The sequence below is a fragment of the Phytohabitans maris genome (assembly GCF_031085175.1).
GTDB classification, from domain to species: domain Bacteria; phylum Actinomycetota; class Actinomycetes; order Mycobacteriales; family Micromonosporaceae; genus Phytohabitans; species Phytohabitans maris.
This window is the reverse complement of record NZ_JAVHUY010000042.1, coordinates 1-21,972: the sequence shown is the minus strand read 5'-3', so window position 1 is coordinate 21,972 and position 21,972 is coordinate 1. Positions and strand designations below refer to the sequence as shown.

At 72.0% G+C, this 21,972-nt stretch carries 18 protein-coding genes; 5 read left to right on the top strand and 13 right to left on the bottom strand.

Going from position 1 to position 21,972, the window contains the following annotated elements; all coding sequences use genetic code 11:
- Positions 1-29: 29 nt before the first annotated feature.
- From RB614_RS33500 to RB614_RS33490, 3 genes are all read right to left on the bottom strand, one after another.
- The gene (locus RB614_RS33500; RefSeq protein WP_308716710.1) at positions 30-950 is read right to left on the bottom strand and encodes a carbohydrate ABC transporter permease; all 921 of its coding nucleotides are present in this window, start codon (positions 948-950) and stop codon (positions 30-32) included.
- Positions 947-1,828, bottom strand: coding sequence for a carbohydrate ABC transporter permease (locus tag RB614_RS33495; protein WP_308716709.1), 882 nt, complete (start codon positions 1,826-1,828; stop codon positions 947-949). Before RB614_RS33495 ends, RB614_RS33500 begins: the two co-directional genes overlap by 4 nt.
- A 76-nt stretch (positions 1,829-1,904) precedes the next feature.
- A complete protein-coding gene (locus tag RB614_RS33490; protein WP_308716708.1) occupies positions 1,905-3,197 on the bottom strand; it encodes an ABC transporter substrate-binding protein in 1,293 nt (430 codons plus the stop codon).
- 365 nt (positions 3,198-3,562) lie between these two features.
- Between RB614_RS33490 and RB614_RS33485 the strand changes: the two genes are divergently transcribed.
- Both RB614_RS33485 and RB614_RS33480 read left to right on the top strand, forming a co-directional pair.
- Complete coding sequence (locus RB614_RS33485) at positions 3,563-4,606, top strand: LacI family DNA-binding transcriptional regulator (RefSeq protein WP_308716707.1); 1,044 nt, start codon at positions 3,563-3,565, stop codon at positions 4,604-4,606.
- The gene (locus tag RB614_RS33480) at positions 4,603-5,340 is read left to right on the top strand and encodes an SDR family NAD(P)-dependent oxidoreductase (protein WP_308716706.1); all 738 of its coding nucleotides are present in this window, start codon (positions 4,603-4,605) and stop codon (positions 5,338-5,340) included. Before RB614_RS33485 ends, RB614_RS33480 begins: the two co-directional genes overlap by 4 nt.
- 4 nt (positions 5,341-5,344) lie before the next feature.
- Here RB614_RS33480 and RB614_RS33475 read toward each other — a convergent pair whose 3' ends face one another.
- The 3 genes from RB614_RS33475 to RB614_RS33465 form a co-directional block, all read right to left on the bottom strand.
- Complete coding sequence (locus RB614_RS33475) at positions 5,345-5,713, bottom strand: hypothetical protein (RefSeq protein WP_308716705.1); 369 nt, start codon at positions 5,711-5,713, stop codon at positions 5,345-5,347.
- A gap of 566 nt (positions 5,714-6,279) precedes the next feature.
- Positions 6,280-6,939 carry a YceI family protein gene (locus RB614_RS33470; RefSeq protein ID WP_308716768.1) on the bottom strand — a complete coding sequence of 220 codons (660 nt, stop codon included), beginning with the start codon at positions 6,937-6,939 and terminating at the stop codon, positions 6,280-6,282.
- Between the two features lie 238 nt (positions 6,940-7,177).
- Positions 7,178-7,549, bottom strand: coding sequence for a hypothetical protein (locus RB614_RS33465; protein ID WP_308716704.1), 372 nt, complete (start codon positions 7,547-7,549; stop codon positions 7,178-7,180).
- A gap of 302 nt (positions 7,550-7,851) precedes the next feature.
- Between RB614_RS33465 and RB614_RS33460 the strand changes: the two genes are divergently transcribed.
- A complete protein-coding gene (locus tag RB614_RS33460; RefSeq protein ID WP_308716703.1) occupies positions 7,852-8,190 on the top strand; it encodes an ArsR/SmtB family transcription factor in 339 nt (112 codons plus the stop codon).
- A gap of 65 nt (positions 8,191-8,255) precedes the next feature.
- Here RB614_RS33460 and RB614_RS33455 read toward each other — a convergent pair whose 3' ends face one another.
- The 6 genes from RB614_RS33455 to RB614_RS33430 form a co-directional block, all read right to left on the bottom strand.
- Entirely contained in the window at positions 8,256-11,741 is a 3,486-nt protein-coding gene (locus tag RB614_RS33455) for a ThuA domain-containing protein (protein ID WP_308716702.1), read from the bottom strand.
- Between the two features lie 288 nt (positions 11,742-12,029).
- The gene (locus RB614_RS33450) at positions 12,030-12,773 is read right to left on the bottom strand and encodes a cellulose binding domain-containing protein (protein ID WP_308716701.1); all 744 of its coding nucleotides are present in this window, start codon (positions 12,771-12,773) and stop codon (positions 12,030-12,032) included.
- A gap of 44 nt (positions 12,774-12,817) precedes the next feature.
- Entirely contained in the window at positions 12,818-16,300 is a 3,483-nt protein-coding gene (locus RB614_RS33445) for a WD40 domain-containing protein (protein WP_308716700.1), read from the bottom strand.
- A gap of 98 nt (positions 16,301-16,398) precedes the next feature.
- Positions 16,399-16,794, bottom strand: a complete 396-nt coding sequence (locus tag RB614_RS33440) for a carboxypeptidase-like regulatory domain-containing protein (protein ID WP_308716699.1) — start codon at positions 16,792-16,794, stop codon at positions 16,399-16,401.
- 113 nt (positions 16,795-16,907) lie between these two features.
- On the bottom strand, positions 16,908-17,915 hold the full coding sequence (locus tag RB614_RS33435) for a trypsin-like serine peptidase (protein ID WP_308716698.1): 1,008 nt from the start codon (positions 17,913-17,915) through the stop codon (positions 16,908-16,910).
- A 172-nt stretch (positions 17,916-18,087) separates the two neighbouring features.
- Entirely contained in the window at positions 18,088-18,504 is a 417-nt protein-coding gene (locus tag RB614_RS33430; protein ID WP_308716697.1) for a winged helix-turn-helix transcriptional regulator, read from the bottom strand.
- Between the two features lie 64 nt (positions 18,505-18,568).
- Between RB614_RS33430 and RB614_RS33425 the strand changes: the two genes are divergently transcribed.
- A complete protein-coding gene (locus tag RB614_RS33425; protein ID WP_308716696.1) occupies positions 18,569-19,468 on the top strand; it encodes an LLM class flavin-dependent oxidoreductase in 900 nt (299 codons plus the stop codon).
- Complete coding sequence (locus tag RB614_RS33420) at positions 19,465-20,775, top strand: FAD-binding oxidoreductase (protein ID WP_308716695.1); 1,311 nt, start codon at positions 19,465-19,467, stop codon at positions 20,773-20,775. Before RB614_RS33425 ends, RB614_RS33420 begins: the two co-directional genes overlap by 4 nt.
- A 9-nt stretch (positions 20,776-20,784) precedes the next feature.
- Here the strand turns inward: RB614_RS33420 and RB614_RS33415 are convergent.
- On the bottom strand, positions 20,785-21,972 hold a 1,188-nt coding region (locus tag RB614_RS33415; protein WP_308716694.1), incomplete at its 5' end, for a UDP-glucose dehydrogenase family protein.

Here is a 21,972-nt window from a genome sequence, read left to right as displayed (position 1 = left end):
AGCACGGTCAGGAACGTCTGGAACGGCGTTCACTTGAGGGCGCCGATGGTGAGTCCACCGCGCCAGTACCGCTGGAGCAACAGGAACGCGACGATCAGCGGAACGATCGCGACCAGCGCGCCCACGACGATGACGTTGAACAGTGCCGGACCGGCGTTGCCGAGGGTCGCGGACTGGTACCAGGTGCGCAGCCCCACGGTGAGCGGGAAGAGGTCGTTGTCGCTGAGCATCACCAGGGGCAGGAAGAAGTTGTTCCAGGTGGCCACCATCGTGAAGAGCAGCACGGTGACCAGCGCCGGCCGCATCGCCGGCAGGGCCACGCTGCGGAAGACGCGAAGCTCCCCGGCGCCGTCGATGCGGGCCGCCTCGAGCATCTCGTCCGGCACCGAGTCGTGCGCGTAGACCCGCAGCAGGTACACGCCGAACGGGTTGAGCAGCGAGGGCAGGATCACCGCCCACACCGTGTCGGTCAGCCCCGCCTCGCTCATCAGCAGGTAGGTGGGGAGCACCAGCGCGGTCGCCGGCACCATGATGAGGCCGAGCAGCGCGGCGAAGAGCAGGTTGCGGCCGGGAAAGCGGAGCTTGGCGAACGCGTACCCGGCGAGCGCGGCGAGCGCGGTGGCGCCGACCCCACTGACCACTGAGTACAGTGCCGAGTTGCGCAGCCACCGCAGGTAGACACCGCCGTCGTGGCTGAAGAGCGTGGAGAGGTTGTCGAAGAGCTTGAAGTCGCCGCTGAACCAGAGCGGCGCCGAGCCGAACAGCCCGTCGTTGTCCTTTGTGGAGGCGACGAGCAGCCACCAGAACGGCAGCAGGAAGTACGCGGCCATGAGCGCCATCACCGCGTGCGAGGCGATCCGGCCGCCGGTGGTCCGCCCGGTCCGGCCCGTCGCGGCGCGCTCGCTCACGGCCTCGCTCACCGTGGAGCGTTCGGTCACCGTGTCGCTCACCGCAGCGCGCTCCTTCGGCGAGTGGCGAACAGGAAGATGTACGAGCCGACGAAGACCACCGCGCCGAGCAGGAACGAGATGGCCGCCGAGTAGTTGTACTGCTGGTACGAGAAGGCCTGGTGGTAGGCGTACACGTTGGGGGTGTAGCTGTTGGTCACGGCACCCGGGTTGAGCGGCTGGAGGATCAGCGGCTCGGTGAAGAACTGCAGCGTCCCGATGATCGTGAAGATCGTGACGAGCACGATCGCCGCCGAGATCATCGGGGTCTTGATGCGCAGCGCGGTCTGCACCGCGCCGGCACCGTCGATCCGGGCCGACTCGTAGACCTCCCGCGGCACGCCCTGCAGCGCCGCGTACAGCACGATCATGTTGTAGCCGGCCCACTGCCAGGTGACGATGTTGCCGAGCGAATAGAGCACGGTGCCCGACGAGAGGAAGTCCACATCGGTCACCGAGCTGAGCGGGCCGGTGTTGGGGCTGTAGAGGAAGCCCCACATGAGCGTTCCGATGACCACCGGCACCGCGTACGGCACGAACGCCGCGAGCCGAAACAGCCGGGAGAACCGCGAGGTCACCTCGTCGACGAGCAGCGCCGCGACCAGCGCGATGCCGATCATCACCGGTGTCTGCACGAGCCCGAAGACGACCACCCGCAGCACGCCCCGGCGAAACTCGGGGTCGTCCAGGGCCTGCCGGTAGTTGTCCAGCCAGGCGAAGACCTCGCCCTCGACCAATGTGGACCGGTAGAGGCTCAGCTTCGCCGCGTACAGCATGGGCAGCAGCAGGAAGAAGACGAGCAGGACCGTGAACGGGGCGACGAAGAGCCACCCCGCCACGGCCTGCCGGCCCACCCGCGGTCGCCGGGCGACAACGCTCACGGCCGTCCTCGCTTCGCTGCGGGCGGCCGCGAGGCTCCAGAAACGCTGCGCCTGTTGATTCGCTCGCTGCGCTCGCTCATGACGCGACCTTGAAGCCCTGCTGCGCGGCGTAGGTGGTGATGTTCTGCTGTGCGGTGTCGAGCGCGGCCGTCCAGGAGGTCTTCTTCTCGATGGCCTGGTTGAGGTTGGTGCTCAGCTGGTTGAAGTAGTAGCTGTTGAACGGGCTCCACTGAAACTCGCCGATCCCGTTGTACGCCGGGACGAAGACCTCGTTGACCTTCTGGCCGCCGAAGAACTCGTACTCCTTGGTGACGAAGTAGTCCCACTCCAGGATCGGCGTGGCGGTCGGGAAGAGGAACGCCTCGTCGATGCCGATCTTCCAGGCGTCCTTGTCGGCACCGAAGATCTCCATCGCCACCTGGGTCGCCTGCTTGGGGTACTTGGTCTGGTCGGTCACCGCGAACGACGAGCCGCCCCAGTCACCCTGCGCCTTCTCCCCAGCGTTCCACTGTGGAATGGGAGCGGCCCGCCACTTGCCCGAGGTCGTCTTGGCCACGCTCGCCAGGTAGCCCGGGCCCCAGCCGGCCGCGATGTACGTCGCGTACTTGCCGCTGCCGAGCCCGCTGTACTGGTCGGTGGTGCCGTAGGCGACGGTGTCGACGAGTCCACCGTCGACCATGTCCTCCCAGTACGCCATCACCTTCTTGGCCGGGTCGTTGTTGAGCCGGACCCCGACGTTCGGCGACTGGGCGGCCGTGTACTCGAAGGGCCGCGCGCCCGCCTGCCACATGAGCCCGGTCATGAAGCCGCCGTCGTTGGCCCCGAAGTCGGTGATGAAGCTGCCCGGCGAGGCGGCCTTGAGCTTCTGCGCGACCTCCTTGTACTCCGCCCAGGTCTTGGGGACGGCGAGGTTGTGCTGCTTGAAGATGTCTTCCCGGTAGAGCATCGCCATCGGGCCGGCGTCGACCGGGATCGCGTAGACCGAGTCGCCGTTGCTGACCTGCTTCCAGGCCCAGTCGACGTAGTCGCCCTTGATGTCGTTGGCGCCGTACTTGCCCATGTCGACGAGGTGCTTGGTGAGCTGGAACGTGGGCAGCTCCTGGAACTCCAGCATCGCCACGTCCGGTGCGCCCTTGCCGGCCTTGAGCGCGGTCTGCAGCTTGGTGTACTGGTCCTGGCCGGCGCCGGCGTTCTCCCACTCGATCTGCACGTCCGTGTGGGTGCGGTTGAAGTGGTCGACAACGCCCTGGAACGCCGGGTACCAGGCCCAGACCTTGATCTTGACCGGCCCGCTCGGCTCTTCGCTCTCGTCGCCGCCCCCGCACCCCGCGGCGACCAGGGCGGTCGCGGCGAGCACGGCGGTGATCATCGTCCGGATCGGTCGGCGCTGTCTCCGTTCTACACTGAGGTGCCTGGCACTCATCGGTCCCTCCGCGGGGATTCGAAACGTTTCACTCGCGTGTCCAGGTAGGCCGGCCCGCGGTGCTGGCACACCGAGGGCCGGCCGTCGAGTCTTCGCTCCACAGCCACGCGGCACCCGTCGCGCGCGACGCGCGTAAGGCTCGCCGCGGTGGTGCCGGGGCCACGGCAGCTGTGCTGCGGGAATGGGCTTTCACCCGCCCCGCCCTGCTACGCTTTTGCAGCGCTGCAAACAGCATGCACGCATCGACGATGGTGGGCAAGGGGTAACGTGCCGGAAACTTCTGGACGAGGGGTTTCGGCAGAGGGAGACGCATGCGACGTGGACGGGAGGTGACCCTCCGGGACGTGGCGGAGCTCGCCGGCGTCTCCAGCCGGACCGTGTCCAACGTGGTCAACGGGTACGCCAACGTCACCGAACGGACCCGCCTGCGCGTGCAGCAGGCGGTCGACCAGCTCGGCTACCGCCCCAACGTCCTGGCCCGCAACCTGGCCCGCGGCCGCTCCGGGCAGATCGCCGTGGTCGTGCCCTACCTGGACACCCCGTACTTCTCCGAGCTGCTGCAGGGCATCATCCGCGCTGCCCGCGTCCAGGGGTACAACGTGCTGATCGACCAGACCGACGGCGACCGCGAGCACGAGCGGATGCTGATCAACCACGGCTCCAGCCGGCTGCTCTTCGACGGCGTCATCTTCAGCCCGCTCGGCCTGTCCCAGGAGGCCCTCGCCGACCGCGACCCGGCACTGCCGCTGGTCATCCTCGGCGAGCGGGTCAGCGACGGCACGTTCGACCACGTGGGCATCGACGACATCGCGGCGTCCCGGCAGGCGACCGAGCACCTGCTCGACCTCGGCCGCACCCGGCTGGCCGCGATCGGCGACCAGCCGTACGAGACCGGCGAGGCCGCCCAGCTGCGCACCCGCGGCTTCCGCGAGGCGCACGAGCGGCGCGGCCTGCCGGTGCGCGAAGACCTGGTCATCGGTACCCCGCGCTTCAACCGGGTCGACGGCGCCGGCGCCATGGCCCACCTGCTCGACCGCGACGACCCGCCGGACGCCGTGTTCTGCTACAGCGACCTGGTCGCGCTCGGCGCCATCCACACGCTGGTCGGGCGCGGGCTGCGGGTGCCGGAGGACGTGGCGGTGATCGGCTACGACGACATCGAGGACGGTCGCTACTCCAACCCGCCGGTCACCACCATCTCCCCGGACAAAGAGATGATCGCGACGACCGCGGTCGAACGGCTGCTGCTGCGGATCGGCAGCCCCACTCCCCCGCCCGGGCTGGAGCTGCGCGCCCCGCACCGGCTGATCGTGCGGGAGAGCACCGCCGGCCGCGCCTCTAGCATGATCACATGAGGTCTGTACTCGTCACCGGGGGCTCTCGGGGCATCGGCGCCGCCATCGTCCGCGCGTTCGCCGCGGAGGGCGACCGGGTCGCGATCCACCATCGAGCCTCCGCCGACCTGGCCGAGTCGCTCCGGGCCGACCTTCCCGGCGAGGGCCACGTCGTGGTCGACGGGGACGTCGCCGACCCGGACGCGGTCAAGCGCTTCGTCGACCAGGCGGCCAAGGCGCTCGGCGGGCTCGACGTCGTGGTCAACAACGCCGCGGTCTTTCCGCCGCACCCGGTCGTCGCCACCTCGTACGAGGAGTGGCAGCAGGCCTGGCGGCACACCCTCGCGGTCAACCTGGCCGGGCCGGCCAACGTGTGCTGGTGCGCGGTGCGGCACATGCGGGCCGGCGGCCGGATCGTCAACGTATCCTCGCGCGGCGCCTTCCGCGGCGAACCCGACCAGCCCGCCTACGGCGCGAGCAAGGCCGGCCTGAACGCCCTCACCCAGTCGCTCGCCCTCGCGCTAGGGCCGCAGGGGATCGCGGTGACCGCGGTGGCGCCCGGCTTCGTGGAGACCGACATGACCAACGAGCACCTCAAGGCGCCGCGCGGGGACGGGATCCGGGCGCAGAGCCCGTTCAACCGGGTGGCCCGGCCGGCCGAGGTCGCCGCCGCCGTGCGCTACCTGGCCTCGCCCGAGGCGGAGTGGGCCAGCGGCGCCGTCCTCGACCTCAACGGCGCCTCGTACCTGCGCTGACGGCTCAGGTGGCCGGCGAGATCGGGACCTCGTCGTCCATCCAGTTGTCGTCCGCGCCGAGCATCCGGTGCGCGGCCTCCAACGCGGTCAGCGCCGTGCCGTAGGCGGCCACCTCGCGCTGGTAGTGCTCCACTTTGGAGTACCAGAACTTGAGCTCGGGGTTCATCGACTTGAGCTCGATGTAGTTGACCACGTCCGTCTCGGGCGTGATCCCGCGCCGGGCCTGGGTGCGGTCGAAGTTCGCCTTGGCCCGGTGGTACCTGTCGTTCATCGAGGCCAGCCCGGCCTCCGCCTTGACGAGCTTGCCGCGCAGATAGTGCACGTACTCGCGGTAGGCCGGCGTGGTCACCTGCTCCGGTATGGAGATCGTCATGCCGATCACCTTCGTGTCACATAAGGGTGACACTCTCCGTACCCCACGCCGCGCGCCTTCATGCCCGTTGTGGGCGCGCTCACCGGCAAGCGGTCACCGCACCGGCAGCGCCGGCGGTCCAGCACCGTTCACCGAGCGCCTTCAAAAGACTTGAGCTACCGCGACGTCCGCCGTGGTCCGGACCGTTGCTCCCGCGGCCTCACCCTCCGCGCCCGGTCGCGGTCACCCCGCCGGCGGGCCCGCGCACGGCGCCGCCCGCGGGCGGCGCCATAGCCGCATGCGGGAAGCTCTCGAGCTGCCCCGCCCGTGCGCCCAGCTCAAGACCCGCGCAGAAACCAGGTTTCTGCGGCAACCCCGCCCAGCTCGAGACCTGGGCAGCGGATGGGGGCAGTGGACGCTGCCCGCCACGCGGGGCGGCGGAGTGGAGCGGGTCAGGGTTGCGGGGCGAGTGCCCCGTCTGTGCGGGCAGCTCCAGAGCTTCGCGCACACATGCCTCGGGTCCGGCGGGCAGCGCGACCCCAAACCCGCGCGGACCGGCAAATAAGCTGGAAATCGGGAGAGAGCGGTCAGGGTTGGCGGATGGCCTCGCCGGCGATCTCGATCTGGACGGTCCGGCCGACCAGGACGCCGCCGGTCTCCAGGGCGACGTTCCAGAGCAGGCCGTAGTCTTCGCGGTTGATCTCGGCGCTGGCGCTGAAGCCGAAGATCTCCTGCCCGTACGGGTCACGGCGGGCGCCGCCGAACTCGACCTGCAGGTCGACCGGGCGGGTGACGGCCTTGACGGTGAGTTCGCCGCTGAGCACGAACCGGCCGGCGGCCTGCCGGGAGGCCGGGCTGCCACCGTCGCGCAGCCCTTGCCGGTAGCCCTTGAGGCGGGCCCAGAAGAAGATCGGGTCCTCGGTCTCCAGGCGGCCGATGCCGGTGCTGCGGTACTCCAGCGTCGGGTAGTTGGCGACGTCGAGGAAGTCCGCGCTGCTCAGGTGCGCGTCGCGGTCGGCGCTGCCGGTGGTGATGCTCGTCGTGTCGATGGTGGCGGTCACCGACGACTCCAGCGGGTCGTCGGCAACGGTGATCTCGGCGGTCGCCGCCGCGAACTCGCCGCGCACCGGGCTGACCATCATGTGCCGGGCCAGGAAACCGATCCGCTTGTGTGCTGGATCGAGCTGGTATGTCCCCGGTGCCGGGATGGTCAGACCTTCCCACGACCGGGTGGCGAACCCACTCACGACGCGCACAACCCCCATCTCCTCGACGCGACCTCGTCGCACCCCCTCCTCACAATAAAACGGCTGCTCAGGTGCCCTGCTAGCTGATCATGACCGGCGCGTCGGCGGTCCGGCCGCGCCCCGGGCGCCGCTTCCCTTGACGCGGCAACGATTTCCGGCGCGGGCCGATCGACCGAAGATGATCTAGTGAACGGGGCCCGGGGGCGGCCGGCGTGAAGATTCTCACGCCGGTGTCCGGTCAGACCTCGACGGCGGCCTCGATCCGCCGGAGCTGGTGGCGCGCGAGGCCGAGGTTGGCCCGGGCCTTGTTGAGGGCGAGGTAGAGGAAGAGCCCGTGGGCGCCCCGGGCGCTCAGCGGGCGGATCAGGTGGTACTGCGTGTCCAGGGTGATGAGGATGTCCTCGATGGTGTCGTCGAGGTCGAGCAGCTCCATCGCCCGCATCTGGGCCCGCACGACGTCGGTGTTTCCGGCCGCCGCCACCGCCATGTCGAGCTCGGCCGAACCGCCCGCCGCGCCCAGCGTCATGCCGCTGGAGTAGTCGACGAGGGCGACACCGACCGCCCCCTCGATGGCCATCGCGTCCTTGAGCGTGGTCTCTATCGAAGCCATTGCACCCTGCCCCATCACTCTCCGTCGGCGCCCACGACGCGGCGCCCGGTCGGCTGGCAGCCTGGCACGGCCCCGAACCCCGGTGCAGCGGGAAGATGCGACTTCTGGCCGACCGGCCCGGTGGGGAGATCCGTTCACCCCCGGAAGGATGCCGTTATTACCAGTTGCTAAATTTGGCAATCTGTGAGGCCGGAAGGGTGGCCCGCCCGCCCCGACCGGCCAGAATGTGCGGCGTCACCACCGAGCGGTGCCCCTGGCCCGGGAGCGGACCCGTAGCGTGTCCCTCTGGAAGGGGTGGTCCTGTGAGTGCGCCGCTGTACCAGGTCAAGGCCGAGTTCTTCAAGACGCTGGGGCATCCGGCCCGGATCCGGGTGCTGGAGCTGCTGGCGGCCCGCGAGCACGCGGTCTCCGAGCTGCTGCCCGAGGTCGGCATCGAGGCGGCACACCTGTCGCAGCAGCTGGCCGTCCTGCGCCGGGCCAACCTGGTGGTCACCCGGCGGGACGGGTCGGCGGTGTACTACTCGCTGGTCAGCCCCCAGGTCGCCGAGCTGCTGGCGGTCGCCCGGCGGATCCTCACCGAGGTGCTCACCAGCCAGGCCGAGCTGCTCGGCGACCTGCGGGCCGGCGCCGAACCGGCGTAGCGGCTCCCGGCGCCACGCGGGACGCCGCCACCCTCAGGGCGGCGGCGTCCGTCGAACGTGGCGGCTCAGCCGCCGTAGACCTCCAGCGTGAACAGCGAGTACCCCCAGGCGGTGCCGCGAGCGGTGCCGTTGATCCGCACGTACCGGCCGGACGCCGCCAACCCGGTGTTGTCGTCCTCACCGCCGTTGCCACCGGTCACCGACCGCACCGTCGTCCACGTACTGCCGTTGGCCGACGTCTGGATCTGGTACGCCGAACCGTACGCCGCCTCCCACACCAACCGCACCCGATCGATGCCGTAGGTGGCACCGAGGTCCACCTGGATCCACTGCGGATCGGAGAAGGCGCTGGACCATCGGGTGGTCGGCGAGGCGTCCACCGCGGCCGACGCCGGGTACGCCGCCGCCTCCACACTGGACGCCGTGGCCGGCTTGTTCAGCGCGAGGTTGCCCGACTGCGGGGGCGTACCGGCGCCGAACGTGAAGGCGTCGATGTCGAAGAGCGATCCGGCCCCGCCGGTGAAGACCAGGAACAGGTTCTGCGTGCCGGACGGTGGCGTGATCGTGCCGGTGACGTCGGTCCAGGTCTCCCAGCCGCCGGTCGGCGCGACCGTCGCGGTGCCGACGACAGGCCCGCTGGCCGAGCCGGTCCGCAGCGAGATGGTGCCGCCGACGCCGGCCGAGGCGACCCGCGCGGTGAACGACGTGACCCCGCTCAGGTTGTACGGCGTGAACGAGATCCAGTCGCCGTTCTCGATGTACCCGACCGCGCTGCCGCCCTGGGCCGACGGCTTGGCCACGATCGTGGTGTTCTGCTGGCCGCCGTAGTGCTCGGCCTGCCGGGTGCGCGGCTGGAGCACCGCCTGCGGCGAGGTCACCGGCGTGGTCGAGCCGACCGGGGTGTACTCGGCGACCATGACGCCGAAGATGTTGGCGTTGGCGTCGTGCTCACCGTCCACAGTGGTCTGTATCGTGCCCGAGCATCCGGTCGCGCTGGTGATCGGGTGGCCGTGGCTGTCGTGGCCGAGGATGTAGTTGACCCGTACCCGGGTGCAGTCGACGGTCGGCGAGTTCGGGTCGCTGACCGTGACCTGGTACGGGATGGCGTCGCCGAAGGCGAAGACCCGCCCGTTGACCGGCTGGCCGAGGGTGACCGTCGGGCGGCCCACCCCGATCACCACGCTCGCCGTCGCGCTGCGGCCGGTGCTGTCGGTCACCGTGAGCGTGGCGGTGAACTCGCCGTTGGCCGGGTACGTGAACGACGGGTTGGCCGCGGTCGAGTCGGTGCTGCCGTTCGTGGTGAAGTCCCACGCGTAGCTGATCGCGTCGCCGTCCGGGTCGCTGGAGCCGGCCGAGCTGAACCGCACGGTCAGCGGCGCGTTGCCGCTCGTGGGGGTGGCGGCGGCGGAGGCGACCGGGGCCCGGCCGCTGCCGGTGTTGTACTCGATGCGGTAGAGGGCGGAGTTGGCGTCGCCGCCGAACCAGCCGGTGCCGTAGTCGAGCACGTACAGCGCGCCGTCCGGGCCGAACTCGAGATCCATCACCTGGGTGCCGGTGAAGGCCGGGAACGGCTCGATCGTGCCCACCCCGCCGGAGCCGGTCACGGTGGCCGTCTTGATCCAGCGCCGGCCGAACTCGCCGAGGAACACCCTGCCGTTCATCGACGCCGGAAACTTCACGTCCGAGGCGAGCGCGGCGCTGTAGTTGTAGACCGGGCCGCCCATCGGCGAGAGACTGCCGCAGCAGAGCGCCGGCGGGTCCTGCCCACCCCCGTACGGCAGCCAGGCCGTCTGGGAGGGCGGGAGCTGGGTGATGCCGGTGTTGTTGCGCGAGTTGTTCACCGGGCCGCCGGTGCAGTTGAACGCGGCACCCGAGGGGCCGGACGGGAACGTGAAGTCGACGTACGGGGTGTTGTAGTTCGAGCAGTACGGCCAGCCGTAGAAGCCGGGCTGGGTGATCCGCTCGAAGGAGACCGTGCCGGCCGGCCCGCGGTTGGGGTCGCTGGTGCCGGCGTCCGGGCCGTAGTCGCCGAGGTACACCGTGCCGGTCGCCCGGTCCACGGCCATCCGGAACGGGTTGCGGAAGCCCATCGCGTAGATCTCGGGCCGGGTGCCCGCGGTACCGGGCGCGAACATGTTGCCGGCCGGGACGCTGTACCCGCCGGTGGTGTTGGGCTTGATGCGCAGGACCTTGCCGCGCAGGTCGTTGCTGTTGCCCGACGTGCGCTGCGCGTCGAAGGCCGGGTTGCGGTCGGCGCGCTCGTCGATCGGGGTGTACCCGCTGGAGTCGAACGGGTTGGTGTCGTCCCCTGTGGACAGGTAGAGGTTGCCGGCCGCGTCGAAGTCGATGTCGCCGCCGACGTGGCAGCACATGCCGCGGCTGGTCGGCACGTCCAGGACCGTGACCGCCGAGTTGGGGTCGAGCGTGAAGTCGGCGTTGACGGTGAACCGGGACAGCCGGTTCACCCCGTTGAAGGGCGCGAACTGGGCGGCCGTGCCGGTCGACGGTGCGTCGCCGGGCGGGGTGGAGAGCGGCGGGGCGTAGTAGACGTAGACCCACCGGTTGGCGGCGAAGTTGGGGTCGGCCTTGATGCTCTGCAGCCCCTCCTCGTCGTGGCTGTACACCGGGATGGTCAGCGCCACCTTCGTGTTGCCGGCCGGGTCCGTGTACCGGATCGTGCCGTCCCGGGAGGTGTGCAGCACGCCCCGGTTGGGCAGCACGGTGAGGCCCATCGGCTCGCCGACCTCGCCGACGCCCTTGGCGAGGGTCACCTGGGCGTAGCCGGGCTGCGGCTGCTGGCCGGTCGAGCAGTTGCCGGTGCCCTGCGCCGCGTACCGGATGCCGCCGAGCAGGTGGGTGCGGAAGTTGGCCTCGGCGTAGCTCTCGATGGTGTGCCCCATGCCGGTGTACCAGGAGCGGCCGCCGTCGAAGCCGCGGCACCACGCGATCGGGTGGTCACCGCCCATCGAGCCACCGGTGTACGTGCTCTCGTCCAAAGTGGCCAGTACGTGCGTCTGCGAGCGCGGGTTGGTCCGGTAGTTGTACCACTCGTCGAGCCGGTTCCAGGCCACCGGCAGGCCGGCGGTCGACGGGTGGGTGGTGTCCTCGATCCGGACCGTGGCGTTCTGGTTGGCGGGGTGGCTGGCGAAGTAGGCGCCGACCAGGTTGCCGTACCAGGGCCAGTCGTACTCGGTGTCGGACGCGGCGTGGACGCCCACGTACCCGCCGCCGCCCCGGATGTAGTTCTCGAACGCGGTCTGCTGGCTGGCGTTGAGCACGTCGGCGGTGGTGGAGAGCCAGACGACCGCCTGGAAGCGGGCCAGGTTGGCGGCGGTGAACTGGGCCGCGTCCTCGGTGGCCTCGACGGTGAAGTTGTTCTGCGCGCCGAGTTGCTGGATCGCCGCGATGCCGGCGGGGATCGAGTCGTGCCGGAAGCCGGCGGTCTTGCTGAAGACCAGGACGTTGAAGTCGGCCGCGGCCTGTGCCGGGACCGCGGTGAACCCCATGGCGGCCACGAGGATGGCGACGCAGAACGCCAATCTTCGAAACATGATCGGTGGTCTCGCTTCCTGTCGTACGACTTGCAGACAGGCGTGCGCCGATCACGCCACGACACCGACCGCCCTCCCCGCCGCCCGTGCGGCGGTGCCGAGAGAGCGCTTTCGCGACATCGTTCCGAAATATTGCACCGTCATCGATGTCTTCGTCAATAGTCGCCGGGGCCGCGGACAGAAGTTTCGTCCCTGCCGACAAAAGCACCGGCGACGCCACAGTGGACGGGGGTGGCACCGAACCGGTGCCACCCCCGCGCGGGATGTCTCCCCTACCTGACCGTACCGCTATCTGGCCGTACAGCTCAGGGTCGGTGCGGTGTTCGTGCCGTTCCAGCTGCCGGTGAAGCCGAAGCTGGTCGAGGCGTTGGCCGCCAGCGCGCCGTTGTACGCGGCGTTCGTGGCGGTGATCGACGACCCGCTCGCGGTTATCGTCGCGTTCCAGGAACTGGTGATGCTCTGGCCGTTGGGCCAGGTCCAGCTCACCGTCCACCCGGAGATGGCGGCGTTGCCGGCGCGGACCGTGACGCTGGCGTTGAAGCCGCCGCCCCACTCGCTGGTCTTCGTGTACGTCGCGGTGCAGGCGCCGTTGCCCGGCGGGGGCGTGGTCACCGGCGGGGTGGTGGCCGGAGGCGTGGTCACCGGCGGGGTGGTCACCGGTGGCGTCGTCACCGGCGGCGTGGTCGGGTTGGTGCCGCCGCCGAAGATCACGTCACTGCACAGGTAGTACGGCTGGTCGAGGTGGCTCGCCTGCCAGATCGTGTACACGACGTGCCGGCCGGTGCGGCTGCCCGCGTCCACCTGGGCCTGGTACAGCCCGTTCCAGTTCCACATCGTGTTGGGGTTGGCCTGCCAGGCCTGGGCGCACATCGGGTCGGTCTGCGCCATGTTGGGGTTGAGGTGGTCGTCGCCCCACCGCTCCCAGCAGCCGTAGTTGCGCGAGGGCGGGTCGGTGACGGAGCCGTGCGCCGACGCGGGGCTGGCCTGGGTGACCACGACCGCCGTCAACGCGGCGGCGAGGGCGGTGACCACACGCGTAAATCTGTCCGTCCGGAAGCCCGGGAAGCCCGGGAGCGTCAGGGCAGATAGTCGAACAGGTAGGTGCCGTGCAGGCCGGCGGCGGCGATCCCGGTGCCGTCGGGGCGCCAGGCGCACGAGTACAGCGGTGAGTCGACCCGGAGCGCGCAGACGCAGCGGCGTTCGGCGACGTGCCAGACCCGGATGCTCTGGTCGTAGCTCGCGGTGGCCAGCAGCGTACCGTCCGGCGAGAAGCGGCAGGCGGTGATGCCGCCGGTGTGGCCGGGCAGCCAGGTGGCTTCGCCGGTGCTCCGGTGCCAGAGCCGCAGCCTGCCGTCCCCGGCGCCGCTGGCCAGCAGCTCGCCGTCGGGTGAGAACTCGCAGAAGTTGACGTCTTCGGTGTGCCCGCCGACGACCCGTTCGCGGGTGCCGGTCGCGGTGTCCCAGAGCTGCACGAGGCCGTCGTCGCCGCTGACCGCGAGGGTGCCGCCGTCCGGGCTGAAGGCGCAGCAGAACAGCTCGTAGACGCCGGACTCCAGCACGTGCGTGACCTCGCCGGTGGAGGTGTCCCAGAGCCGCGCGGTCCCGTCGCGGGCGGCGGTCGCCAGGCGGGTGCCGTCCGGCGAGAAGTCGCAGTGGGACAGGTCGGCCGTGTGCCCGGCCAGGGCGTGCCGGTGGGTCACGCCTTCGGCGTCCCAGAGGGCCACGCTCCCGGATCCGCCGGCGACGGCGATCAGCTTGCCGTCCGGGGAGAACCGGACACCGCACACCCAGTCGGGATGCTCCAGCACCCGCTCCAGCTCGCCGGTCGACGGGCGCCACAGCCGCGCGTCGACGTCGCCGCCGGTGGCCAGCAGCTCCCCGTCGGGCGCGAAGGCGCAGTCCCAGATGGCGTCGGAGTGGCCGGTCATCTCGAACACCTGACCGCCGGTGCGCGGGTCCCAGGCGCGCAGGTCGGCCTCGCCGTCCGCGCTGAACAGCCGGCCGTCGGGGCCGAAGGCGCAGGCCCACACCTCCCAGCCGTGCCCGTCCAGCGTTCGCAGGTGGGCGCCGGAGGCGGCGTCCCAGAGCCGGACCGTGCGGTCCGCGCCGGCGCTGGCCAGCCACTGCCCGTCCGCGCTGAAGGCCAGGTCGTAGACCTTGCCCTGATGCCCGGCGAGCGCACCGACCTGGGCGCCGTCGGACACCCGCCACAGCTTGATCTCGCTGTCGTCGCCGCTGGTCGCCAGCAGCCGCCCGTCCGGCGAGAAGGCGCACCCCCAGACCCGCCCCCGGTGCCCGTCGTTGGCGAAGAGCGCGGCCCCGGTGGCGGCGTCCCAGGCCCGGACGGCGCCGGCCGCGTCGACGGAGGCGACGGTACGGCCGTCCGGGCTCACCGCGCAGTTGTGCACCCGGGCGGTGTGGCCGGCCAGCTCGCGTACCAGGGTGCCGTCGTCGGTGCGGGACAGCCGCAGCGCGCCCTCTCCCCCGGCGGTGACCAGCATCGCACCGTCCAATGTGAACCGGACGGCCTGCACCCGGCCGTCGTGTCCCCGGATCGTGCGCAGGGGCGCCTGGGTGAGCGGGTCCCAGATCCGCACCGTGCCGTCCCCCGACGAGCTGGCCAGCATCGTGCCGTCGGCGGAGAAGGAACAGCAGTGGATGACCGCGGTGTGTCCACGGAGGACGCCCAGCGGGCTGCCGTCCACGGTGGACCAGAGGCGGACGGTGTTGTCGGCGCTGGCCGAGGCGAGCAGCCGCCCGTCGGGCGAGACCGCGAGGTGCTCCACGCCGGCCGAGTGCCGGTCGGCGCGGGTCGGCGTGGTGTCGGGCAGCGGCCACCGGTTGGCCAGCCGGGGCCGGGGCAGCTGCGCCGCGTACGCCGCGACGGCGCCGGCCAGCTCGGGTACGGCGCCGAGCCGGCTCGCCAGGGTCGCGCCGAGCGCGGCGGCCGGTTCCATCCGGCCGAGCAGGTGCCCGGAGCGGCGCAGGGCCTCCCGTAGGGCCGTGGCCTCGGGCGTGTCGACCAGCTCCAGATCGCCGGCGGCCGCCGCGGCGGTACCCGCGACCCGGGTCCGCGCCTCCACCCAGCGCGGGTCGCAGACCGTCGCGGCCAGCTCCCGGTCGTAGCCGGCGGCGTTCAGGTGGAACGCCAGGTTGTCCCAGAGGTACCCGCCCTCGGGTGGCAGCTGCCACCAGGCTCCGCGCCAGCCGACCGTGGACGAGGGCAGCAGGCGCCGGGCCGCGTCGACGAACCGCCGCTGCCGGGCGGCGAGCTCCGCCTCGTCCAGGGCGTGGCGCAGGTACGCGCCGATCACGTCGTGCAACTGCAGGGCCGGTCCGCCCCGCTCGGTCCAGCGCCCGCCGGCCAGCCGCAGCCGGACCAGCTTGCGGTGCACCAGGGCGACCTGGGCGCCGGTCACGTCCCGGCCGCTCCACAGCAGGGCCAGGGCCTCCTCGTCGGCCACCGCCCGGGGTGGGAGCACCGCGAGGTCCGCGTAGCACTCCCGCTCCACGTCGGAGAGCAGGCGCAGGCTGGTACCCAGGGTGGCCGCCACCGCCCGTTCGCGGCTGCCGGCGTCGTCGACGTCGACCGCGGTCGGACCGTGCCGGGCGAGCTGGTCGGCGACCCAGACGGCGGCGGCCTCGGCGGTCGCGCCGTCGGCCTGGTACGCCTCGATCGCGCCGGCCGCGAGCCCCACCAGGACCGGCCAGCGACCGGTGAGCGCGAGCAGGCGGGCCATCGTCTGCGGCGCCGTCCCCGCCGCGCCGGCGGCCAGCACCCGGGTCGCCTCCGCCTCGGTCATCGCCTCCACGTGCACCCGTTCGGCGGCCGGCGGGGCCACTGCGGCGTTGCGGGTGATGACCAGGCGCCGGCACCCGGCGCCGCCGTGCAGGAACGGTTCGAGCTGGTCGGCCCGCCAAACGTCGTCGACGACCATGAGCACCGGCTCCCGCTCGGCGAGCAGGTCGCCGAGGCGCTGGCCGGCCAGGTCCGGATCGGCGGTGCTCGGGCGGTCGCCGGAGAGCGCCTCGCAGAGCCGCCCGACCTCGGCCGCCAGCCCGGCCCCGGCCGTGCCGTCGCCGACGGTGGCCCAGAGCACCCCGCCCGGGAACCGTCCGGCGACCTCCGGCCGGTCGCAGAGCAGCATCGCCAGCGTGGTCTTGCCGAACCCGCCCGGCCCTTCCAGGCTGACCACGCCCGGCCCGGCGTCCCCGGCCAGCAGCCGCCACACGGCGTCGGCGAGGTCCGGGCGGGGCACGGTGTTGGCCGGTGGCTTGCGGGCCATCGCCGGTGCGGCGGCAGCGGGCGGCGGGGGCTGCGGCTCCACCCGGGCGGCCGGCTCCGGCTGCGACCGAGGCCCGTCGAGCCAGATCGCCAGTACCGCGGTGACCAGCACGGCCACCGCCAGGCCGATGACCAGCCACCAGTTCCAACCGTTGGTGGCCAGGTTGGTCAGGACCCCGACCAGCGCCGCCAGGACCGGGCTGGCCGCGGTCAGCAGCACCTTGCGGCTGAGCCGGCGCCCGGGTCGCGGTCGCTCGATCTGGTCGCCGGTCATCGCGTCCATTCTTCGCAACGACCGCCCCGGCGTGAACCGCCCACCAGGACGTCCGGGCAGACCGGACGGTTGACCCGCAGGCGATCCGGCCGGCCGGCTCAGCCCGCCGTCAGGTCGAGGGTGACGCTCCGGCCGGGGACCACGGTGGCGGTCCCCGCCGCTTTCACCGTGCCGGCCACGGCGGTCACCTCGTACGGGCCGGGGCGCAGCCACCACTCGTACCGGCCGTCGGCGCCGGTGCGCACCCCGATCTCCGGTACGGCCACGGGCGGGTCGTCCAGCGACGCGACGAGTACGCCGGCGTCGGCGACCGGGGTGCCGTCCGGGCGCGTGACGGTGCCGGCGATCGCGCCCATGACCGGCGAGCCGGCGGGCGCCGGGGTGGGGTCGGTGTCGGAGACCGGCCGGTCGCCGGTGGCGACGACCAGGGCCGCGCCGAGCAGGAGTGGCACCGCCGCGAGCAGGGCGATCGTCCACGGGCGTGGGATCCGCACGGGATGCTCCTTCATGGTGGCCGGCGCTGACCTTCGATCCGACGCGCCGCCGGCCGGACCGGTTCCGGGGCGACCCGCTGGGCGCGGGCCACCCCGGAGTGCGGGCCGGCCGGTCAGCCGCGCCAGGTGATCAGGTTGTTGAAGACCGCCTCGGTGATGCGGGTGCCGTGGTTGTTCGTCGAGTGCGGCGACGACCCGTGCAGCCCGTACGCGTGGATGGCCATCACGCACTGGCCGGTGCAGAACGCGCTGCCGGCCGCCCGGTTCTGGTAGACCGGGCTGCCGCTCTGGCAGCCGGCCGTGTCGTTCTGGTAGAAGACCTGCTGGGTCTGCGTGACGGTGACGGTCATGCCGGCGTGCCGCCACTGCTCGCCGAAGGTCTTGTCACACGGATAGCCGGAGACCGTCGTCGCGGCCCCGTCCAGCGAGGCGCTCTGCCACCACAGGCCGAACGTGCCGGTGCTGTTGCCGGCGCTGCAGCTGAGCCGGATCGCGCCGTAGTCGTTGCCCTCGTTGCCGCTGGCGGTCCAGCCGTTGACCGACAGCAGCTGCGTGGCCGTACAGGTGCCGAACGGGTTGGTGCCGCCGTTGCGGGCCGGGATGATCGTGAAGTTGGCGCGCGGGTAGAAGCCGTTGCCCCCGCCGCCGTCCGCCCCGCCGCCGGGGTGCACGCAGTGGCCCGCGGTCGCGACGATGCTCGCGCCGTAGAGCCAGCCGGTGCAGCCGAACGTGCTGGTGCCGGCGGTGCGGACGATCTGCACGATCGCGCTGGTCGGGTACGTCGTGGTCGGGTTGACCCGGACCCGGCTGTCCGTACCGATCACCGACTCGGTGAGGTGCCCGGCCGGCGGCTTCCCGGCGACCACGGGCGACTTGGTGGGCGTGAGGACGCCCGTGCCGGCGGTACCCGAGGCGCCGGCCCCGCCCGCGCCGGCGGCACTGGCCAGCAGGTGCCCGCCCCGCGGCGGCGCCTTGTCGTCGGCGACCGCGGCGTGCGGGTCGGCCGCCGCGGCGGGCGCGGCCACCGCGGGCGGGGCCATGCCCGCTACCGCGAGGCCCAGGACCGCCCCGCCGACCAGGACCGCCGAACGCAGCCGGCCCACCGATGGACTGAGTCGCATGTACATTCCCCCCTCTTGATCGGCCCGGCGGGAGCACCGGGCCACAGAGCGGAATGTATGCAGATGTTTAGATCGATAGGTCGTTCTGTCCTTGGTCTGACCGGCCGGCTGTCAGATCTCCGGCCGCCGCGGCCGCCGGCCGAGGGCCGCCGCCGGCTTTGTCGAGGGGCCTTTATCGAGGGGCGCCGGCCGCGCGCAGGTGGCGCCGGTAGCTCCAGTCGACGAGTGGCCGCAGCACCGACATCAGCTCCTGGCCCTCGGGGCTCAGCGCATACATGATCTGGACCGGGGTGCTGGGGATGACGGTGCGCTCCAGCAGCCCGTCCTGTTCGAGCTCCTTGAGCCGCTGGGCGAGCAGCCGGTCGGAGATGCCGGTCACGGCGGCCCGGTAGTCGCGGAACCGGCGGGCGCCGCGCTCCGCGGCGAGCAGGATCGCGCCGGTCCACCGGCGGCCGACCAGGTCGAGCGAGTCCTGGAACGTGCGGCAGCTCGGCTCGTCGATGCGCGGCTCGGGGCGGCGGTCCGCGGGCGGATGTCCAGTCGGCGGATGTCCAGTGGGCGGGCGTTCAGTCGGCGGATGTTCAGTCACTTACCAAAGATTAGTTACTCATCTCGGGTTTGCCCAGCGACGCCGGCCCCGGAGCATTGAGCCCATGACCGACTACGGACACCCGATCTCCTTCGGGCTGAGCCTCGACCCCTCCGCCGGCCGGCTGGCCGAGACGCGACGGCTGGCCGGGCTCGCGGAGGGCGGCGGGCTCGACTACCTCGCCGTCCAGGACCACCCTTACCAACCTGACTACCTCGACACGTGGACGATGATCAGCCACCTGTCCGCGGATACCGACCGGATCGCCTTCTTCACCGACGTCGCCGACCTGCAACTGCGCCCGCCCACGATGCTGGCCAAGGCCGCCGCGTCGCTGAGCGTCCTCACCGGGGGCCGGCTGGTCCTCGGCGTCGGCGGCGGGGCGAGCGCGGACGCGATCGCCGCCATGGGCGGCGTCCGGCGTCCCGGCCCGGAGATGGTCGCCTACACCGCCGAGTCGCTGCAGGTCATGCGCCGCGCGCTGGCCGGCGGCGGGGTGCGGCTGAACAGCGAACAACACCACATCGAGGGGTACGCCGCCGGCCCGGTGCCGCCGGCGCCGGTCCCGATCTGGCTGGGCAGCCAGAAGGCGCGCATGCTCGAGGTGACCGGCCGCCACAGCGACGGCTGGATCTCCCCGCTCAACATCTACGTGCCGCCGGCGCAGGTGCCGTCCCGGCAGCGGATCATCGACAAGGCCGCGCGGGAGGCCGGCCGGGACCCCGCGGCGGTACGCCGCGTCTACAACGTGATCGGCGCGATCGGATCCCACCGGGGCGGTACCGGCCTCGTCGGCGACCCGCGGACGTGGATCGACACGCTGACCACCTGGGCGGTCGACCTCGGGTTCGACACCTTCGTCTTCTGGCCGGTCACCGCGGCCGAGGCGCAGCTGAAGCTCTTCGTCGACCAGGTGGTCCCGGGCGTGCGCGAGCAGGTGCGGCAGAGGCGGGAGCAGCGATGAAACCGGCGCTCTCCACCCCACCCCGGGAGTTCGGCGGCAACGTCGTCACGCCCGGCGACCGCCGGTACGCGGCGCTGCGCTCGACGTACACGACGCGGGGCGCGCCGGCGGCCATCCTGCTGCCGCGGGACACGAGAGAGGTGGTGGCCGCCGTCCGCTTCGCCCGCGAGCAGGGGCTGCCGCTGGCGGTACGCAGTGGCGGTCACGGGCTCACCGGCGCGGGTACGAACGACGGCGGCCTGGTCGTCGACCTGTCCGCGCTCGACCAGGTCGAGGTGCTGGACCCGGGCACCCGGCTGGTCCGGGTCGGGGCCGGCGCCCGGTGGGCGAACGTCGCCAAGGCCCTGGCCCCGTACGGGCTGGCGATCAGCTCCGGCGACCACGGCAACGTCGGCGCCGGCGGCCTGGCCACCGGTGGCGGGATCGGCTGGCTGGTACGCCAGTACGGCCTCACCATCGACCACGTCCGCGCGGTCGAGGTGGTGCTGGCGGACGGCACCGTCGTGCGCGCCGACGCCGACCGCGAACCGGAGCTGTTCTGGGCGGTACGCGGCGCCGGTGCCGGGATCGGGATCGTCGTGGCCTTCGAGATCGAGGCGACCCGGGTACGGGACGTCGGCGTGGCGCAGATCGCCGTCGCGGCCGGCCCGGACGGCGACACGCTCCACCGCTGGGCCCGGTACCTCGCGGAGGCGCCACGGGAGCTCTCCACCGCGGTGATGCTGATGCCGTACGGGCCGTCGACGGTCATGTCGATCACGGCGGTGGTCGCCGACGGCAGCCCCAAGCGGGCCCGTACGCTCGTCGCGCCGCTCCTTGCGATCGGCGACCTGCTCGACCACCGCACCGACACGATGCCGTACACCGCGCTCGTGCCCACGGCGCACCTGCACCCGAACACCGGTCAGCAGCCCGCCATCACCACCAACGGACTGCTGGCCGGAATGTCCGAAGGGGACGCTCGCGCGATCATGGCGATGGCCCGCTCCGGCCGCGCGCTCGTCCAGCTCCGTTCCGTGGGCGGTGCGGTCAACGACGTCCCGGCGGACGCCACCGCGTACCCGCACCGGCACCAGGACACGCTCGTCGTCGCCTCGGTGTTTCCGCCGGACGGTCCGGCCGCCCTCGACGCCACCTGGCGCGGCGTCTCGAAACGGATGGACGGGGCCTACGTCAACTTCGAGAGCCGGCTCACCCCCGCCGCGTTCCAGCGGATCTACCCGGGCGAGACCGGCACCGCCGTGACCGAGGTGTGGCGGCGGTACGACCCGGACGGGCTCTTCCGGCCCGCCTCCCTCTCCACCTGAGCGGGGCGTTCAGGGGCGGCCGAGGGCCCGGTACTCCCAGCCCGCGGCCCGCCACTGCCCGGCGTCGAGAGCGTGCCGGCCGTCCACGATGCGGCGGTGGCTGACCGCGCGCCCCATCACCTCGGGGTCGATCTCGCGGAATTCGGCCCACTCGGTCAGCAGCACCACCACGTCGGCGTCCCGGGCCACGTCCAACGCACCCTCGCCGTAAGCCAACTCCGGATGCACCCGCCGCGCATTGTCCATCGCGACCGGGTCGAAGACCCGCACCACCGCACCCTCCTCGTGCAACGTGCTGGCCACATCCAACGCCGGCGCATCCCGGATATCGTCCGAGTTCGGCTTGAACGCCGCCCCCAACGCCGCCACCCGCACCCCCACCAGGTCACCACCGACCAGCTCACGGACCAGGTCGACGGTGCGGGCCCGGCGCCGCTTGTTGATCCCGTCCACCTCACGCAGAAACGACACCGCCTGCCCCACACCCAACTCCTCAGCCCGGTGCATGAACGCCCGGATGTCCTTCGGCAGGCAACCACCGCCAAAACCCAGACCGGGCTTGAGGAACCGGCCACCGATCCGATCGTCATAGGCGAGCGCCGCCGCCAGATCGTGCACATCCGCGCCGGTCCCCTCACACACCTCCGCCATCGCGTTGATGTACGAAATCTTCGTCGCCAGGAACGAGTTCGCCGCGACCTTCACCAGCTCCGCCGTCGCCAGGTCGGTGACCACCACCGGGGTCCCCTGCGCCAGCACCGGCGCGAAGGCGGCCCGCAGCCGCTCCTCGGCCCACGGCGACGCCACGCCGAAGACCAGCCGGTCCGGCCTGAGGGTGTCGTCGACCGCGAAGCCCTCCCGCAGAAACTCCGGATTCCAGGCCAGCTCCACTTCCTCGCCGGCGGGCGCGAGCCGCCGCACCATGCCGGTCAGCCGGGCGGCGGTACCGATCGGCACGGTCGACTTGCCGACCACCAGGCTCTTGCTCCGCAGGTGCTGGGCGAGCTCGCTGACGGCCGCGTCGACGTACTGGATGTCGGCGGCGTACGAGCCGGGGCGCTGCGGCGTGCCGACGCAGACGAAGTGCACCTCGCCGAACTCACCCGCCTCGGCATACGACGTGGTGAACCGCAGCCGGCCCGACTCCAGGGCCTTGCTCAGCAGCTCGGGCAGGCCAGGCTCGAAGAACGGCACCTC

What these genes read in the sequence shown, in the direction of transcription:
- RB614_RS33475 (WP_308716705.1), bottom strand. Translation starts at nt 5,713, where the DNA reads ATGACGATCTCCATACCGGAGCAGGTGACCACGCCGGCCTACCGCGAG.
- RB614_RS33445 (WP_308716700.1), bottom strand. Translation starts at nt 16,300, where the DNA reads ATGACCGGCGACCAGATCGAGCGACCGCGACCCGGGCGCCGGCTCAGC.
- RB614_RS33465 (WP_308716704.1), bottom strand. Translation starts at nt 7,549, where the DNA reads ATGGCTTCGATAGAGACCACGCTCAAGGACGCGATGGCCATCGAGGGG.
- RB614_RS33485 (WP_308716707.1), top strand. Translation starts at nt 3,563, where the DNA reads ATGCGACGTGGACGGGAGGTGACCCTCCGGGACGTGGCGGAGCTCGCC.
- RB614_RS33490 (WP_308716708.1), bottom strand. Translation starts at nt 3,197, where the DNA reads ATGATCACCGCCGTGCTCGCCGCGACCGCCCTGGTCGCCGCGGGGTGC.
- RB614_RS33425 (WP_308716696.1), top strand. Translation starts at nt 18,569, where the DNA reads ATGACCGACTACGGACACCCGATCTCCTTCGGGCTGAGCCTCGACCCC.
- RB614_RS33455 (WP_308716702.1), bottom strand. Translation starts at nt 11,741, where the DNA reads ATGTTTCGAAGATTGGCGTTCTGCGTCGCCATCCTCGTGGCCGCCATG.
- RB614_RS33435 (WP_308716698.1), bottom strand. Translation starts at nt 17,915, where the DNA reads ATGCGACTCAGTCCATCGGTGGGCCGGCTGCGTTCGGCGGTCCTGGTC.
- RB614_RS33480 (WP_308716706.1), top strand. Translation starts at nt 4,603, where the DNA reads ATGAGGTCTGTACTCGTCACCGGGGGCTCTCGGGGCATCGGCGCCGCC.
- RB614_RS33420 (WP_308716695.1), top strand. Translation starts at nt 19,465, where the DNA reads ATGAAACCGGCGCTCTCCACCCCACCCCGGGAGTTCGGCGGCAACGTC.